At 66.7% G+C, this 14,648-nt stretch carries 14 protein-coding genes and 1 tRNA gene; 9 read left to right on the top strand and 6 right to left on the bottom strand.

The annotated features are described in order from the left end of the window. Window position 1: 1 nt before the first annotated feature. A complete protein-coding gene (locus BDO18943_RS27190) occupies window positions 2-526 on the bottom strand; it encodes an SUKH-3 domain-containing protein (RefSeq protein WP_175024783.1) in 525 nt (174 codons plus the stop codon). A gap of 81 nt (window positions 527-607) precedes the next feature. After that, the gene (gene rtcR / locus BDO18943_RS27185) at window positions 608-2,227 is read right to left on the bottom strand and encodes an RNA repair transcriptional activator RtcR (protein ID WP_175024782.1); all 1,620 of its coding nucleotides are present in this window, start codon (window positions 2,225-2,227) and stop codon (window positions 608-610) included. Window positions 2,228-2,563: 336 nt separating this feature from the next. Between rtcR and BDO18943_RS27180 the strand changes: the two genes are divergently transcribed. The 5 genes from BDO18943_RS27180 to BDO18943_RS27160 all read left to right on the top strand — a co-directional run bounded on the left by BDO18943_RS27180 (window position 2,564) and on the right by BDO18943_RS27160 (window position 7,609). Further along, window positions 2,564-2,636 (top strand) — tRNA-Cys (locus BDO18943_RS27180). A gap of 258 nt (window positions 2,637-2,894) precedes the next feature. Then, on the top strand, window positions 2,895-4,037 hold the full coding sequence (locus BDO18943_RS27175; protein ID WP_175024781.1) for a slipin family protein: 1,143 nt from the start codon (window positions 2,895-2,897) through the stop codon (window positions 4,035-4,037). A 59-nt stretch (window positions 4,038-4,096) separates the two neighbouring features. Then, window positions 4,097-5,320: an RtcB family protein gene (locus BDO18943_RS27170; protein WP_275891898.1), complete on the top strand. Its 1,224-nt coding sequence runs from the start codon at window positions 4,097-4,099 to the stop codon at window positions 5,318-5,320. A gap of 55 nt (window positions 5,321-5,375) precedes the next feature. After that, complete coding sequence (locus tag BDO18943_RS27165; protein ID WP_175024780.1) at window positions 5,376-6,188, top strand: nucleotidyltransferase domain-containing protein; 813 nt, start codon at window positions 5,376-5,378, stop codon at window positions 6,186-6,188. A 260-nt stretch (window positions 6,189-6,448) separates the two neighbouring features. After that, window positions 6,449-7,609, top strand: coding sequence for a DUF1176 domain-containing protein (locus BDO18943_RS27160; RefSeq protein ID WP_235996201.1), 1,161 nt, complete (start codon window positions 6,449-6,451; stop codon window positions 7,607-7,609). Between the two features lie 9 nt (window positions 7,610-7,618). Here the strand turns inward: BDO18943_RS27160 and BDO18943_RS27155 are convergent, their stop codons facing one another. Beyond that, window positions 7,619-8,287 carry an O-methyltransferase gene (locus BDO18943_RS27155; protein WP_175024778.1) on the bottom strand — a complete coding sequence of 223 codons (669 nt, stop codon included), beginning with the start codon at window positions 8,285-8,287 and terminating at the stop codon, window positions 7,619-7,621. Between the two features lie 132 nt (window positions 8,288-8,419). On the opposite strand from BDO18943_RS27155, the gene BDO18943_RS27150 reads away from it, so the two are divergent. Together BDO18943_RS27150 and BDO18943_RS27145 are read left to right on the top strand one after the other, a co-directional pair. Next, window positions 8,420-9,715: an O-acetylhomoserine aminocarboxypropyltransferase/cysteine synthase family protein gene (locus BDO18943_RS27150; protein ID WP_089453527.1), complete on the top strand. Its 1,296-nt coding sequence runs from the start codon at window positions 8,420-8,422 to the stop codon at window positions 9,713-9,715. 182 nt (window positions 9,716-9,897) lie between these two features. Beyond that, window positions 9,898-10,623, top strand: a complete 726-nt coding sequence (locus BDO18943_RS27145) for a ZIP family metal transporter (protein ID WP_175024777.1) — start codon at window positions 9,898-9,900, stop codon at window positions 10,621-10,623. Window positions 10,624-10,635: 12 nt separating this feature from the next. On the opposite strand, the gene BDO18943_RS27140 is transcribed toward BDO18943_RS27145, so the two are convergent. Continuing rightward, window positions 10,636-11,139, bottom strand: coding sequence for a hypothetical protein (locus tag BDO18943_RS27140; protein WP_175024776.1), 504 nt, complete (start codon window positions 11,137-11,139; stop codon window positions 10,636-10,638). 65 nt (window positions 11,140-11,204) lie between these two features. Further along, entirely contained in the window at window positions 11,205-11,486 is a 282-nt protein-coding gene (locus tag BDO18943_RS27135; protein ID WP_175024775.1) for a DUF4148 domain-containing protein, read from the bottom strand. 317 nt (window positions 11,487-11,803) lie between these two features. On the opposite strand from BDO18943_RS27135, the gene BDO18943_RS27130 reads away from it, so the two are divergent. After that, window positions 11,804-12,964 (top strand): porin, encoded by a 1,161-nt coding sequence (locus BDO18943_RS27130; RefSeq protein ID WP_175024774.1) that lies wholly within the window; start codon window positions 11,804-11,806, stop codon window positions 12,962-12,964. 275 nt (window positions 12,965-13,239) lie between these two features. Beyond that, window positions 13,240-14,151, top strand: a complete 912-nt coding sequence (locus BDO18943_RS27125) for an aminoglycoside phosphotransferase family protein (RefSeq protein ID WP_175024773.1) — start codon at window positions 13,240-13,242, stop codon at window positions 14,149-14,151. A 32-nt stretch (window positions 14,152-14,183) separates the two neighbouring features. Here BDO18943_RS27125 and BDO18943_RS42740 read toward each other — a convergent pair whose 3' ends face one another. Beyond that, a complete protein-coding gene (locus BDO18943_RS42740) occupies window positions 14,184-14,588 on the bottom strand; it encodes a hypothetical protein (protein ID WP_235996200.1) in 405 nt (134 codons plus the stop codon). Window positions 14,589-14,648: the final 60 nt, after the last annotated feature.

Raw genomic sequence — 14,648 nt, 5'->3', positions numbered from 1 at the left:
GCTAACCGTCGCGCCCGGCCAGGAGCTGCGCGGCCGTCATCACGCGGGGATCGTCGCTCGTCAGATCCCCGCCGTAATAGGCGATCGTCGCGCGTTCGTCGAGCAATAGCGGAACCGCGACCCGCCCGCACAACGTCCGCTCGACCGCTTCGCCGAACGTGAATCCGCACAGATACACGCCGTCGACCACGCAATTCGTCGCGAACACACGCCCCTGCGCATCGACATAAAACTCGACGTACCCGAGATCGTCCTCGGCAACGCCGATCATCGTCGTCCCGAGCGCCTGTTCCCACGCGGCAATCTGGCGATCCTGGTGTGCCAGCGCATGAAACGCGAGCCCCATCCGCGCGCAGGTTTCCCCGCGGCGATCGGCGCGATCCGTTCCCACGATCAACCCGTCGAACGCGCGCAGGATCGTGTCGCCCGGATGGTCGCCATCGTGCGACGACACCCGGCCCTCTGCATCACCGCGCCAACCGGCCGCGACAAATAGCGGCCTGACAGTCGAAGGAATCTCGATCACGACAACGCTCCTGAAGTTCTCGCACACGATACGGCACACGTGAACGCCCGCCGCCGTTAAGGCATCACCCCTACCGGCCCTTCACCGCACCCCGTCGAGCGCCTGCCGCACGCCTTCCCAATCCAGCCCGAACCGCGCGAGATACTTGCGCAGCCGGTCCGCATCGTTCGGCTGCTTCTTGCTCTGCCGCGACACCGCGAACAGCGTGCGCCCCGCTTCCGACAGGCTGGCCGACACGCGGCACACGTCGAGCACGCGCTCGAGCTGCGCGCGGTCGAACAGGTCGAGTTCCGCCGCACGCGCGCCGAACACCGCGTCGACGCAGGCATCGGACGCACTCGCGCCGCCCGGCGACGACCACGTGCGCGTCAGCCGTTCGACTTCCTGTTCGGCGAGCGCCTCGGTGATCCGCCCCGCATCGGCCAGCGTCGCCATCCGCGTGACCGATGCCGACAGCTCGCGGAAGTTGCCGGCCCACGCCGCGCGGGGCGACGCGGCGAACGCGAGATAGCGCCGCTTCGCCTCGACGTTGAACCGCACCTGCTCGCCCTGCTCGCGGCCGAAACGGTCGAGTTCGAATTCGAGGTTCGGTTCGATATCCTCGCGGCGCTCGGCCAGCCCCGGCAATTCGTATGTCCACAGGTTGATCCGCGCATAGAGATCCTCGCGGAACGTGCCGGCGGCCACCATCTGCCGCAGGTCGCGGTGCGTGCCCGCGATCAGCTCGAAATCGCTGGTCGCCTCGACGTCCGCGCCGACCGGCAGGAAGCGCTTCTCCTCGATCGCCTTCAGCAGCATCGCCTGTTCGTCGAGCCCGAGTTCGCCGATCTCGTCGAGAAACAGCAAGCCGCCGTCCGCCGCGCGCAGCAGCCCGGCCCGCGCCGTCTGCGCGCCCGTGAACGCACCCTTCACGTGACCGAACAGCGTCGACATCGCCGCGTCGCCGCGCAGCGTCGCGCAGTTGATCTCGATGAACGGCCCCGCAAGCCGATGGCGGCCGCGCTTCAGCTCGTACACGCGCTTCGCGAGAAACGACTTGCCGGCGCCCGTCGGCCCAACCAGCAGCATCGGCGCGCGCGAACGCACGGCCACGCGCTCCAGTTGCTCGATCAACGCATTGAAGCGTGCGTTGCGGGTCGCGATGCCGGCCTTCAGGAACGACACGGTTTCGTCGCGCTCGCGCGTGAAGCGCTGTGCGATCCGGTTGTAGCGCGACAGGTCGAGATCGATCACCGACATCGTGCCGGGCCCGCTCGGCCCCTCGTCGGTCTTCTGCGGCGGCGCCGTCTGCGCGAGACGCGCAGGCAGGTAGCGCGCCTCCGCCAGCAGGAACCAGCAGATCTGCGCGACGTGCGTGCCCGTCGTGATGTGGATCAGGTACTCCTCGCGATCGAGATCGAACGGGTAGGCGCGGGCGAAATCGTGCAGCGTCGCGTAGACCTCCTCGAAATCCCATGGATCGCGAATCTCCAACGGGATGAGCCGCACGTCGGTGTGCGGCGACACGCGCTCCAGATCCTGCTTCACGCGGTTCGCGAGCCGCGCGTAGTTCGGCGAGTGCAGCAGTTCGAGCCGGTCGATCGGCGTGTCGCGCTGCTCGCACAGCGAAATCGTCGGCCGCCAGTTGCGCCAGCGGCGCTGCGAGCCGCCGCCCTGGTCGAGCACCGTGCCGAGAAAGCCGATCGCGACGGTCTTGCGCATGTTTATCCCACAAGATAATAGGCGATCCGATTGTATCGGATTTTCCGCATCACGCGACGACCGGACGTGCATACCCCACCCGTCACGAAAAATAATTTCTCCTTTTATTTCAAAGGCTTGAGAAATTTTTCGAGCATCAATCCGAGCGCTGGCACGCTCCTCGCTAAATAGAAAGTGCCGGATGTCCCGCTGGCCCACGAGCCAGGGTTCACAAAACCCTGCTGGTGCGCCGCCGCCGAACCTGGTTCGTCGCGGTCGCGCATGCCGCCATGGGCAGACGAAGGCAAACGGGCGCGTACTGGAACTTCGCCCGGGTTCGAATCCCGGGGCGCCCTCCGTTCGGTAGCTCATTCGGGTAGAGCAGCCGGCGCAAGCCGGTGTGTAGCGGGTTCGAATCCCGCTCGAACACTGTCCGTAACGACAGTCTGTTGATAGAAGCAGTACCCGCCGGTGCGGGCCGCAAGGCCCGCCGCGCGTCGGACCGGTTGCGGTTCCGCGCGATCGGCCGGACGGCCGCACGGCCCGCGCGAAGGCGCACGACGACGCGATGCAGGATGCGTCGCCGTGCCCTTCAGCGCCGGGCCAGCGCGCCGCCCGCCCGGTTGCGTCGCCCCGCGATCCGCACGATGCGCGTCACCCGGCGGTCAATGAAGAAAAGGACAAGAATATGTGGATGCGACATGTCGTAAAAAAGAACGAACGCGCGCTGCTGATGAATGAGGGCGATTTCGTGAAGGTGCTGGAACCGGGCGTGTTCAAGGCCTTCGATCCGTTCAAGCGCCTGTCGGTGCAGACCGCGCGTCTCGACGCGCCGCTCGTCGACGCGGCACTGGCCGATTACCTGCGTCACGACGCACCGGACGTGCTCGCCCGGCACTTCGTCGCGATGGATATCGCCGACGATGAAGCCGGCCTGCGCTACGAAGACGACGTGCTCGTCGAGATTCTGGCGCCGGGCACGCGCCGGCTGTACTGGCGCGGCCTGGCCACGCACCGTCTCGAACGCGTCGATCTCGCGCAGGACAGTGTGCTGCCGGCCGCGCTCGTGAAGCGCATCGCGCAACCGGCGCTGCGGGCGCGCGGCGTGGCGGGCCTGGCGGGCGTGCTGCTGGCGCAGGTGCCGGCGTACCACGTCGGCGTGCTGAAGATCGACGGCAAGATCGAGCGGTTGCTGGACGCGGGTACTTCGGCGTTCTGGCGCTTCAACCGTGACGTCACGGTCGAACTCGTCGACCTGCGTTTGCAGGCGATCGAAGTCGGCGGACAGGAAATCCTGACGCGCGACAAGGTCGCGCTGCGGCTGAACCTGTCGGCGACGTGGTGCTATGCGGACGTGCTGCATGCGTTCGGCCAGCTGCAGAAGCCGGTCGAACACCTGTATCGCGAGCTGCAGTTCGCACTGCGGTCGGCGGTCGGCACGCGTTCGCTCGACGAGCTGCTGGAGGACAAGCAGTCGATCGACGACGTCGTGATCGCACAGGTGCGTGCCCGCCTCGGCCATTCGGGCGTGGAGGTGCGCAGCGTCGGCGTGAAGGATATCGTGCTGCCGGGCGACATGAAGACGATTCTTGCGCAGGTGGTCGAGGCGGAAAAGTCCGCGCAGGCGAACGTGATTCGCCGCCGCGAGGAAACCGCGGCCACGCGTTCGCTGCTGAACACCGCGAAGGTGATGGAAGAAAACCCGACCGCGCTGCGGCTCAAGGAGCTGGAAACGCTCGAACGCGTCGCGGAACGGATCGACCGCATCTCGGTGTTCGGCGGTCTCGACCAGGTGCTGAACGGACTCGTCAGCATCAAGGGTGCGCAATGAATGATCGGGCACGGCGCACGGGCGCCGTGCCTCATGAACGAAGAAGCAAGGTGATGAACATGAGTGAAATGGATTACCAGGTAATGGAACTGGCCAACGGCAAGCCGGTGAAGATGTGGACGCAAGGCGTCGCCGTCGAAGACGAAGCGCGCGCGCAACTGCGCAACACCGCGCAGATGCCGTTCATCTTCAGCCACGTCGCGGTGATGCCGGACGTCCACCTCGGCAAGGGCTCGACGATCGGCAGCGTGATCCCGACGAAGGGCGCGATCATTCCGGCCGCGGTCGGCGTCGACATCGGCTGCGGGATGATGGCCGCGCGCACGACGCTGACGGCGTCCGACCTGCCGGATTCGCTCGCGGGCCTGCGCAGTGCGATCGAACGCGCGGTGCCGCACGGCCGCGCGCCGGGCCGCCGCGATCCGGGCGCATGGGGCGACCGCACGCCGGCCGCCGTGACCGAATCGTGGAAGTCGCTGCAACCGGGCTTCCAGCGGATCGTCGACAAGTATCCGAAGCTGGAAAAGACGAACCACTACGCGCATCTCGGCACGCTCGGCACCGGCAACCACTTCATCGAAGTGTGCGTCGACGAAGCGGACCACGTGTGGTTCATGCTGCACAGCGGCTCGCGCGGCGTCGGCAACGCGATCGGCAGCCTGTTCATCGAACTCGCGCAGGCCGACATGCGGCAGCACATCGCGAACCTGCCGGATCGCAACCTCGCGTATTTCACCGAGGGCAGCCGGCACTTCGACGACTACGTCGAAGCGGTCGGCTGGGCGCAGGACTACGCGCGCCGCAACCGGCAGGCCATGATGGATGCGGTGATCGGCGCGGCGCGCGGCGTGATCGCCAAACCCTTCTCGGTCGACGAACACGCGGTGAACTGCCACCACAACTATGTGCAGCGCGAACGCCACTTCGGCGAAGACGTGCTCGTGACGCGCAAGGGCGCGGTGTCCGCGCAGAAGGGGCAGCTCGGGATCATTCCGGGTTCGATGGGCGCGAAGAGCTTCATCGTGCGCGGGCTCGGCAACCCGGACAGCTTCTGCTCGTGCAGCCACGGTGCAGGCCGGACGATGAGCCGTACCGAAGCGAAGCGCCGCTTCACGGTCGACGATCAGGTCAAGGCAACCCAAGGCGTCGAATGCCGGAAGGACGCGGGCGTCGTCGACGAAATCCCGATGGCCTACAAGGACATCGACGCGGTGATGGCGGCCCAGCGCAGCCTCGTCGAAGTGGTGAACACGCTGCGCCAGGTGGTGTGCGTGAAAGGATAGCGCGGTGCGCGGCCGATGGCCGGCGGCCGCGCACAACGAAAGGGAAACAACAATAATGAAAACGGAAAAATTGACGACCGTGCGCAGCGCACATCCGGTCGACCCGACCATGCGGGCGCGCGTGATGGCGGAGCTCGCGGAAGTCGAGCGACGCCACGACGTGAGCGTGCTGTTCGCGTGCGAATCGGGCAGCCGCGGCTGGGGCTTCGCATCGCCCGACAGCGATTACGACGTGCGCTTCGTGTATGCGCACCGGCGCGACTGGTACCTGAGCGTCGAACCGCAACGCGACGTGATCGAGCGGCCGCTCGACGACGAGCTCGACGTCAGCGGCTGGGAACTGCGCAAGGCGCTGCAACTGCTGCGCCGCTCGAACCCGACGCTGCTCGAATGGCTCGACTCGCCCGTCGTGTATCGCGAAGACGCGCGCTGGGCGCCGCGGCTCAGGTCGCTGGCGTCAGCGTTCTTCTCGCCGGTGCGCGGGCGTCATCACTACCTCGCGATGGCGAAGAAGAACTTTCGCGGCTATCTGCAAGGCGACACGGTGCGTTACAAGAAGTACCTGTACGTGCTGCGGCCGCTGCTCGCGGTACGCTGGATCGACTCGGGGCTCGGGATGCCGCCGATGCGCTTCGTGGATCTCGTCGACGGCACCGTGCATGAGCCGGCGGTGCGCGCGGAGCTCGACGCGTTGCTCGCGCTGAAAATGAGCGCGAACGAAAGCGAATACGGGCCCCGCCGGCCGGCAATCCACGCGCTTGTCGAGACGATGCTCGCCGATGCCGAACACGATCGCGAATACAAGCGGCCGTGGGGTGACGTGGCGATGCTCGACGCGTTCCTGCGCGACGTGGTCGACGGCCGATGAAAAGCGAACGGCGCGATGCCTGCGGGGATCGCGCCGTTTTTTTGCACCCGCACTTGTCCGACCAATACCGGGCAGCAATGTCCGTGCCCGCACACTACGCGTCGCCGACGCGATCGCAACGCATTGCGGCGGTATACTCGATGCCGTTCGGTCACGCGCGCCGCCGCATGCGCCGCAGCCCTCGACCTGCCCCGCTTGCTGACGATGCGCTTGCAGTCCGACGTCTTCCGCCCGCCCATCCACAGCCGATCCGAACCGTCATGTCGCACCGCCTTTCGCTCGCCATCGCCGCCCTCCTCGCCGTTTCCCCGATCGTTGCCCAGGCTCGCCCGCTCGCGCGGCCGCCGGTCGAGCGCAACTTCAAGAACTGGTCGGTCGTCTGCGACAACGGCAACCGCTGCATCGCCGAAAGCCACACGGACGATATCGACGACGCACGCACGCGCGTCATCCTGCGCGTGACGCGCGATGCCGGCCCGGACGCACAAGCATCGCTCGACCTCTACGCGACGGTGCCGCTGGACCTGCGCACCGCACGCGTCGACGGCCGGCCGTTCGATGCGGCTCCCGCACAATGGCAGGCGTCCGGCGACAAGAACGACGACGCGCCCTCGTTCTGGACGCGTGCCCGGATGCGGACCAGCGATCCGGCAACGGTTGCCGCCTGGCTCGCCGCATCGCGCAACGGGCAACTGCTGAGCTTCGGCGATCCGGCGTCGGCCCATACCGCCCGCACGCCGTTGTCGGGATTGAGCGCCGCGCTGCTGCTGATCGACGACACGCAGGGCCGCGTCGGCACGGTCACGGCGCTGCTGCGCCCCGGCACCCGGCCCGCGTCGTCGGTGCCGGCCGCACCGGCGCTACCGCCCGCCGTCGTGCCGGCGCCGCTGCCGGCCGCCGGCGTGTCGGCCGCCGAACAGGGCCCGCTCGTCGACGCGGTGCTCGCGAAATTCGGCAGCGACGTGAAGCAATGTGCTGCCGACGTCGAAGACGAAATGTCCGCCAGCGATCGCAGGAAGGCGTCGTTCGCCTACGCGATCTCCGCCGACGAGGCGCTCGTCTCGATTCCGTGCCAGACCAGCAGCCTGTATAACCACACCGACCTGTGGTATCGCGTGCGACGGACGGCACCGTTCACGCCGACGGCGATGAATTTCGGCGAGAACGCGAATGCGGGACTCGATTCGGCGTCGTTCGCAAACGAACTGACCGACGCCGGCTACGCCGTGATCGGCTCGATGCTGTCGAGCAAGGTCAGGCTGCGCAGTGCCGGCGATTGCGGCTCGACCGCAACGTGGGTCTTCGACGGCCGGCACTTCGTGCTCAGCGATATCGCCACGCACGGCACCTGCAACGGCCTGTTCGACAATCAGTGGCCACGCCTGTATCGACGGGCCGACGCGGCAGCCAGCCAGCACTGACGCACCACGTCACGCGCCGACGATCGAGATCGAGAACCCGTCCCAGCCCTTCTGCCCGACCGTCTGCACGGCCGTGGTCGTGACGTTCGGGGCGGCCACGAGACGCGCGAACCCGTCGCGCACGCCGACCACGTCGGGCTCGCGATTGTCCGGATCGGCCACGCGCCCGCCGCGCACGACGTTGTCGACGACGATCACGGTGCCGGGCCGCGACAGCTTCAGCGCCGCGTCGAGATAGACCGGGTTGTTGTCCTTGTCGGCATCGATGAAGATGAAATCGAACGGCGCGCCACCCGCGTCGACGAGCCGCGCGAGGCTGTCCTTCGCGCTACCCACCACCACCGTCACGGCCTCCGCGAACCCGGCACGCGCGATGTTCTGCGTCGCGACCTTCGCGTGTTCGGGGTTCAGTTCGAGGGTCACGAGCGTGCCGCCCGGCGGCAACGCGCGCGCGAGCCAGATCGTGCTGTAGCCGCCGAGCGTGCCGACCTCGAGGATCCGGCGCGCGCCGCGGATCGTCGCGAGCAGTTGCAGCAGCTTGCCCTGGTTCGGCGCGACGTTGATCGCGGGCAGTCCGGCCGCGTCGCTCGCGGCCAGCGCGGCGTCGAGCACGTCGTCGGACGGCACGAGCGTCGCGGAGAAATACGCATCCACCTGGTTCCAATGATCCTGATTCATCGCTCACCCCTTGTTTGCGGAACAGGCATTTTATGCGGCGCCCGGCCATAAGCAACAAACCATTCGTTCTAAGAGGCGTCGCGCGCGTGCTCCTATAATCGCTCGACCACCACAACAACACACGGAGCACCCATGACCGATCAGGCCTCTTCGAACTGGCGTCTCGAAACCATCGCCGTGCACGGCGGTTATCGTCCCGACCCGACCACGCGCGCGGTCGCCGTACCGATCTACCAGACCGTTGCGTACGCATTCGACGACACGCAGCACGGCGCCGACCTGTTCGATCTGAAGGTGCAGGGCAACATCTACACGCGGATCATGAATCCGACGACGGACGTGCTCGAGCAGCGGATCGCCGCGCTCGAGGGCGGCATCGGCGCGCTCGCGCTCGCCTCAGGGCAATCGGCCGTCACGTACGCGATCCAGACGATCGCGGAAGCCGGCGACAACATCGTGTCCGCGAGTTCGCTGTACGGCGGCACCTACAACCTGTTCGCGCATACGCTGCCGCAATACGGGATCACGACGCGCTTCGCCGATCCGCGCGACCCCGCGTCGTTCGAACCGCTGATCGACGCGCGCACGAAGGCGATCTTCGCGGAATCGGTCGGCAACCCGCTCGGCAACGTCACCGACATCGCCGCGCTCGCGGAAGTCGCGCATCGCCACGGGATCCCGCTGATCGTCGACAACACGGTGCCGTCGCCGTACCTGCTGCGTCCGTTCGAGCACGGCGCGGATATCGTCGTGCACTCGCTGACGAAGTATCTCGGCGGGCACGGCACGAGCCTCGGCGGCGCGATCGTCGATTCGGGCAAGTTTCCGTGGGCCGAGCATGCGGACCGCTTCAAGCGGCTGAACCAGCCCGACGTCAGCTATCACGGTGTCGTCTATACGGAAGCGTTCGGGCCGGCCGCCTATATCGGCCGCGCGCGCGTGGTGCCGCTGCGCAACATGGGCGCGGCGATCTCGCCGTTCAATGCGTTCCAGATCCTGCAGGGGATCGAAACACTGGCGCTGCGCGTCGAGCGGATCACCGACAACGCACTGAAGATCGCGCAGCATCTCGCACGCCACGAAAACGTCGAGTGGGTGAATTACGCGGGCCTGCCCGATCATCCCGACCATGCGCTCGTCGCGCGCTACCTGTCGGGCCGCGCGCCGGGCATCCTGACGTTCGGCGTGAAGGGCGGTCGCGACGGCGGTGCGAAGTTCCAGGACGCGCTGAAGCTGTTCACGCGGCTCGTCAACATCGGCGACACGAAATCGCTCGCGACGCACCCGGCATCGACGACGCACCGGCAACTGTCGCCGGCCGAACTCGCGAAGGCGGGCGTGAAGGAAGAAACGGTACGGCTGTCGATCGGCATCGAGCATATCGACGACTTGCTCGCCGATCTCGACCAGGCGCTCGCGCAGCTTTGACCGGCACGGGCGCACCGGCTGGCCGGTGCGCCCGGCATCGATTGGGTTGACCTTGAAGCGGCTTCAAGGTGTTCAATCCCCGGTTGAAGCCGGGGCACCGCCCGGTGTGTACGAACCGTACCAGCCGGCCGGGCAGCCAGACGCCAGGCCCGCTGCGGTACGCCAACCGTTCGAGAGGCCTCATGACACCGACCGCGAAGCTCGCGCTGCTCACGTTACCGCCCGTGCTGGCGGCCTGTTTCGGGGCCCTCACAGCTGCGTGGCGCGCCCCCGGCCCGAAAACGTCGAGCGTCATCCAGCATTTCACCGGCGGCATCGTGTTCTCGGCCGCGGCGCTCGAACTGCTGCCGCAGGACCGCGCGCATGCGCTGTTTCCGGTCGTCGTCGGCTTCGTGCTCGGCATCGCGCTGATGCTCGCGATCCGTGCGCTGTCGGGCGCGATCGAGACGCGTTTCGAGGCAGCGCAGCTGCCCGTGAGCCTGATCATCGTCACCGCGATCGATCTCGTCGTCGACGGCCTCGTGCTCGGCATCGCGTTCTCCGCGAGCGACGAAAGCGGCATCATCCTGACCGTCGCGCTGACGCTCGAGGTGCTGTTCCTCGCGCTGTCGGTCAGCGCGGCACTCGCGGCCGCCGGCATCGGCCGCATGCTATCGATCGTCGTACCGGTCGGGCTCGCGGCGCTATTGAGCATCGCAGCCGTGGCCGGTAACGCGGCGTTCGCCGGGCTTCCGGCCAATCTCTACGCGGCGCTGCTCGGGCTGGGCACCGTCGCGCTGCTGTACCTCGTCACCGAAGAACTGCTGGTCGAAGCGCACGAGGTACCCGAAACGCCGTTCGCGACGGCCGCGTTCTTCATCGGCTTCATCGTGTTTTTCCTGATCGAAGGATCGGTGAAGGCCGGATAAGCCGGACGCCGGCTACCACGTCGTCGCGCCCGTCGGATACGGTTCGACGACGCGCGTGCCGTTGACGGGCGTCACGCCTTCGTTGCGCAATGTGGCCCACAGGTCGATCGCATGCTCGCGCGACTTGCGGCTGCCGTCGTCGGTCAGCACGTTCAGCGCGATCACTTCGTCGCGTGTCGTCAGTTGCAGCTGCTCCTTCAGCTTGCGCGACTGATGCGACGCGCTGCGGATTTCGCCGAGCAGGATCCGCCTCTCCGCGACGGCCGATCCGCCGCCGGCATCGGCCGGCGCGAACGTCAGCCGGCCGTTGTCGACCTCGCATTGCCCGCGCGTGAACGTCGCGCTCCACTCGCCGGCCGGCACGGCCGCGAACTCGCAGCGCATCCGCTCGTTCGCACGCCGGCCGACGTCATGCGCCGACGCGTGCGACAGCGCACGTTCCGGCCAGCCGGCCGCCATCGCGGCCGTCGACATCAGGCACGCCGCGAGCACGATTCCTTTCGCAACATTGCGCATGACACGCTCCTCTTCGTGTGGGGTGCGGCCGACGGGCACCGCGCCGGTCAGCCGCGAATGAACGATCAACGCACCGCAAACCGGTTGTCATGCGCATCGACCAGCGGCGCCGTCTCGCCGCGATGCACCGTCGCGCGATGGATTTCCTGGTTGCGCGCGACGGCGGCCGGGCTCGCCGGGTAGTCGTGATTCGGGCTCGGGATCACGCCGTCGTGGCGCGCCCGCACCAGTTCCTGAAGGACTTCCTGCCGGGTCTTCTGCGGTGCGGCCATCGCTTGCGAGAGAACCGCCATCGACAGTGCGGCGGCGGCGGCGGCGGCGACGATCATCGGTCGCGGAATGTTCATGTTGTTTTCTCCTTGATGTAGATCCGTGACAGGAGCCTTCACTTTGATCCGGCGGCGGTGCGGAATCGTGATTGCCGCATGACGGTTTCGTCATCACCGGGACATCTTCTGCATCGCACTGCGAATGAAAATTCGTCACGCGTTTCTGTGCTCATGACGCGGCGATGACATTTTTCTCATTTGTCCCTCACCTTCACGATTCAACCGCTTTCCAGAATCGGCAACGCGATCGCGATATTTCCCATCCGCCGGCCAAGCACGCGGCTCCGGAATTGAGCGATGCACAAAACGATCATCTTGAACGCCAGGGGCAAACCATGAAAACTCCAGTTCGGCTCGCCATGATGTCGGGGGCGCTGCTCGCGACCACTCACGCGGCACATGCGTCGGAAGTCACGCTATACGGCCTGTTCGATACGTCGCTGACTTATGTCTGGAACGCCAACGCGGAGGGCAGGAATCTCGTCGGCCTCGGCAACGGCAACCTGCTCGGCAACCGCTTCGGCGTGAAGGGCGCGGAAGATCTGGGCGGCGGGCTGAAGGCGATCTTCACGCTGGAAAACGGCTTCAATCCGAACACCGGCGCGCTCGGGCAAGGCAACCGGATGTTCGGCCGGCAGGCATTCGTCGGCCTGGAAAGCACGCGCTGGGGCACGCTGACGCTCGGCCGCCAGTACGACGCGCTCGCGGATGTCGCATGGCCCGTCACCGGCGACTTCTACTTCGGCAGCGTCTACGCGACACCCGGCGATGTCGACAACTACGACACATCGTCGCGCACCGACAACGCGGTGAAATACACGTCGCCCTTGATCAACGGACTCCAGTTCGTCGGCATGGTTGCGCTCGGCGGCGTGGCCGGCAAGAGCGGCGCCGGGCAAACCTGGTCGGCCGGCCTGTCGTACAGCAACGGCCCGGTCGACGTGGCGGGCGGCTACTACTACGCGACCAATCGTTCGTCGCTCGCCAACGGCATCCGCACCGGCTGGAATGGCACCTCCGACGGCACATTCGACGGGTCGCTGGTCAACGGCGGCTACATCTCGGCAAAATCGATCGGCATCGCGCGCGGCGCGTTGCGCTACAGCTTCGCGCCGTTCGCGGTCGGCATCGACTACAGCAATGCGCTGTACAAGGCCGATGCGACGTCCGCGTTTCGCAGCACGCAGAAGTACGACACCGCGCGCGGTTTCTTCAACTACCAGGCGACGCCCAGCCTGCTCGTCGGCGTCGGCTACAGCTACACGCGCGCCCGCGGCGATACGAGCGCGACCTACCATCAGGTGTCGGCCGGCGCCGATTACGTGCTGTCGAAGCGCACCGATCTCTACGCGGTCGGTGCATGGCAACGCGCGAACGGCGAGCAACGCACGCTCGACGGTGGCACGCAAACGGCGCAGGCGTCGATCGGTTCCTATGGCTATGGCGGCACGCGCACGCAGGGCATCGTCAATCTCGGGTTGCGCCACCGGTTCTGAGCGCGGCGGCGATACGCGCGCCACGTGACGAAAATTTCATGTTCCGATCAGGTTCGCGAAGCGTCGTATCGCTACGATCGAAGACGTGACGGGCAGCGCCCGTTCCAGACCACGCAAGCGGGTCGCTGCCGCACGGCACGTCACGCGTTAGGCCCGGACACGTCGAGTGCCGGGCTTTTTTTTGCTCATCGCGCATCGACACCGCGCGCGTTCGGCGATGAACCCGCCATCGCCCGTGAGCTATTCTGTGACATTGCCGCTGTCCGCACCCTGTCATGCCAGACGACCCACAAGCCCTGACACTTCCCATCGACGCCGATCTCGTTCGGCGGCTCATCGCGCAGCAATTCCCGCAGTGGCGCGACCTCGACGTCGTCCCCGTGCTGCCGGGCGGCTGGGACAACCGGACCTTCCGGCTCGGCGACGACAAGCTGGCGAGACTCCCCAGCGGCCGCGATTATGTCGCCCAGGTCGAGAAGGAGCAGCACTGGCTGCCGCAACTGGCCTCGCATCTGTCGTTGCCCATTCCCGCACCGATTGCCAAGGGCGCGCCTACCGAGTTCTACCCGTGGCCGTGGTCGGTCTATGGCTGGCTGGACGGCGAACCCGCGCGCGATGAATCGATCGACGACAAGCCGGCGTTCGCGCGCGCAGTGGCCGGCTTTCTGACCGAACTGCATCGGATCGACGCGTCGGACGGCCCGCCGCCGGGCCCGCACAATTTCTTCCGTGGCGGGCCGTTGTCGCTCTACGACGGCGAAACACGCGCCGCACTTGAAACCCTGTCAGGTTTCGTCGATACCGGCCGTGCGCTTGCCGTGTGGGAAACCGCAGTGCATTCCAGCTGGAACGCCGCTCCCGTCTGGGTGCATGGCGACATCTCGGCCGGCAACCTGCTGATGAAGGACGGGGCACTGCACGCCGTCATCGATTTCGGCTGCGCTGCGGTGGGCGACCCGGCCTGCGATCTCGCGATCAACTGGACGCTGTTCGACGACGCAGCGCGCCGCGCTTTTCGATCGACGCTAGCCGTCGATGCCGGTACCTGGGCGCGCGGGCAAGGCTGGGCGCTGTGGAAGGCGCTCATTACGATCGCGAAACTGGATGACGACCTGCGCGAGAACGATCCGTCGAACCGCACGATCCAGCGCATACTGGACGACTACCGCCGCGAGCACGGCGGCTGAGGGCCGAGTCATCCCGAGCGGCACGATCGCGATCAACGCGTGCCGCTGCGCTGCGGGAACAGGCACGTATGCGTTTTCACATACAGGTTCGGATTGCCACAGCGATGCCCGGCATAGTCGATCTGCTCGCCAGGCATGAGGTCGGTCGGCACCGGCTTCTTTGCGGCGGCCGGTGCGGTCTGCGCGGTCAGCGTGGTGCCGGAACGTGTCGATGCGCAGCCGGCGAACAACGGGACGATCAGGACTGCGATCAAGGCTAGGCGGATGGCGGGACGATGCACTTTTCGGTCCGGAAGGAAAGTCTGAACAAGGCCGCCCGCTTTCGATACCGATGTCGCGAACGGCGTGAATGCCGTCGGCCACGTCGACCATCGGCAGACTTCATGTTCCGCTTCCCGCTCATCGCGCCCATGACGCGAACATGACGCTTGCGTCATGTCGGTCGCATCCTATCGACGCATCTCCGCATCACGCAATCTGACGCATTTTTCATCTCG

It is taken from the genome of Burkholderia aenigmatica (assembly GCF_902499175.1).
Taxonomy (GTDB): Bacteria; Pseudomonadota; Gammaproteobacteria; order Burkholderiales; family Burkholderiaceae; genus Burkholderia; species Burkholderia aenigmatica.
Note: the sequence above shows the minus strand (reverse complement) of the source record. Positions and strands in the feature narration are given on the sequence as shown.

Excerpts from the sequence above, each read along its gene's own strand:
- BDO18943_RS27170 (WP_275891898.1), top strand. The coding sequence starts at position 4,097 with ATGAGTGAAATGGATTACCAGGTAATGGAACTGGCCAACGGCAAGCCG.
- BDO18943_RS27160 (WP_235996201.1), top strand. The coding sequence starts at position 6,449 with ATGTCGCACCGCCTTTCGCTCGCCATCGCCGCCCTCCTCGCCGTTTCC.
- BDO18943_RS27165 (WP_175024780.1), top strand. The coding sequence starts at position 5,376 with ATGAAAACGGAAAAATTGACGACCGTGCGCAGCGCACATCCGGTCGAC.
- BDO18943_RS27175 (WP_175024781.1), top strand. The coding sequence starts at position 2,895 with ATGTGGATGCGACATGTCGTAAAAAAGAACGAACGCGCGCTGCTGATG.
- BDO18943_RS27145 (WP_175024777.1), top strand. The coding sequence starts at position 9,898 with ATGACACCGACCGCGAAGCTCGCGCTGCTCACGTTACCGCCCGTGCTG.
- BDO18943_RS27135 (WP_175024775.1), bottom strand. The coding sequence starts at position 11,486 with ATGAACATTCCGCGACCGATGATCGTCGCCGCCGCCGCCGCCGCCGCA.
- BDO18943_RS27140 (WP_175024776.1), bottom strand. The coding sequence starts at position 11,139 with ATGCGCAATGTTGCGAAAGGAATCGTGCTCGCGGCGTGCCTGATGTCG.
- BDO18943_RS42740 (WP_235996200.1), bottom strand. The coding sequence starts at position 14,588 with ATGACGCAAGCGTCATGTTCGCGTCATGGGCGCGATGAGCGGGAAGCG.
- BDO18943_RS27130 (WP_175024774.1), top strand. The coding sequence starts at position 11,804 with ATGAAAACTCCAGTTCGGCTCGCCATGATGTCGGGGGCGCTGCTCGCG.
- BDO18943_RS27125 (WP_175024773.1), top strand. The coding sequence starts at position 13,240 with ATGCCAGACGACCCACAAGCCCTGACACTTCCCATCGACGCCGATCTC.
- rtcR (WP_175024782.1), bottom strand. The coding sequence starts at position 2,227 with ATGCGCAAGACCGTCGCGATCGGCTTTCTCGGCACGGTGCTCGACCAG.
- BDO18943_RS27150 (WP_089453527.1), top strand. The coding sequence starts at position 8,420 with ATGACCGATCAGGCCTCTTCGAACTGGCGTCTCGAAACCATCGCCGTG.
- BDO18943_RS27155 (WP_175024778.1), bottom strand. The coding sequence starts at position 8,287 with ATGAATCAGGATCATTGGAACCAGGTGGATGCGTATTTCTCCGCGACG.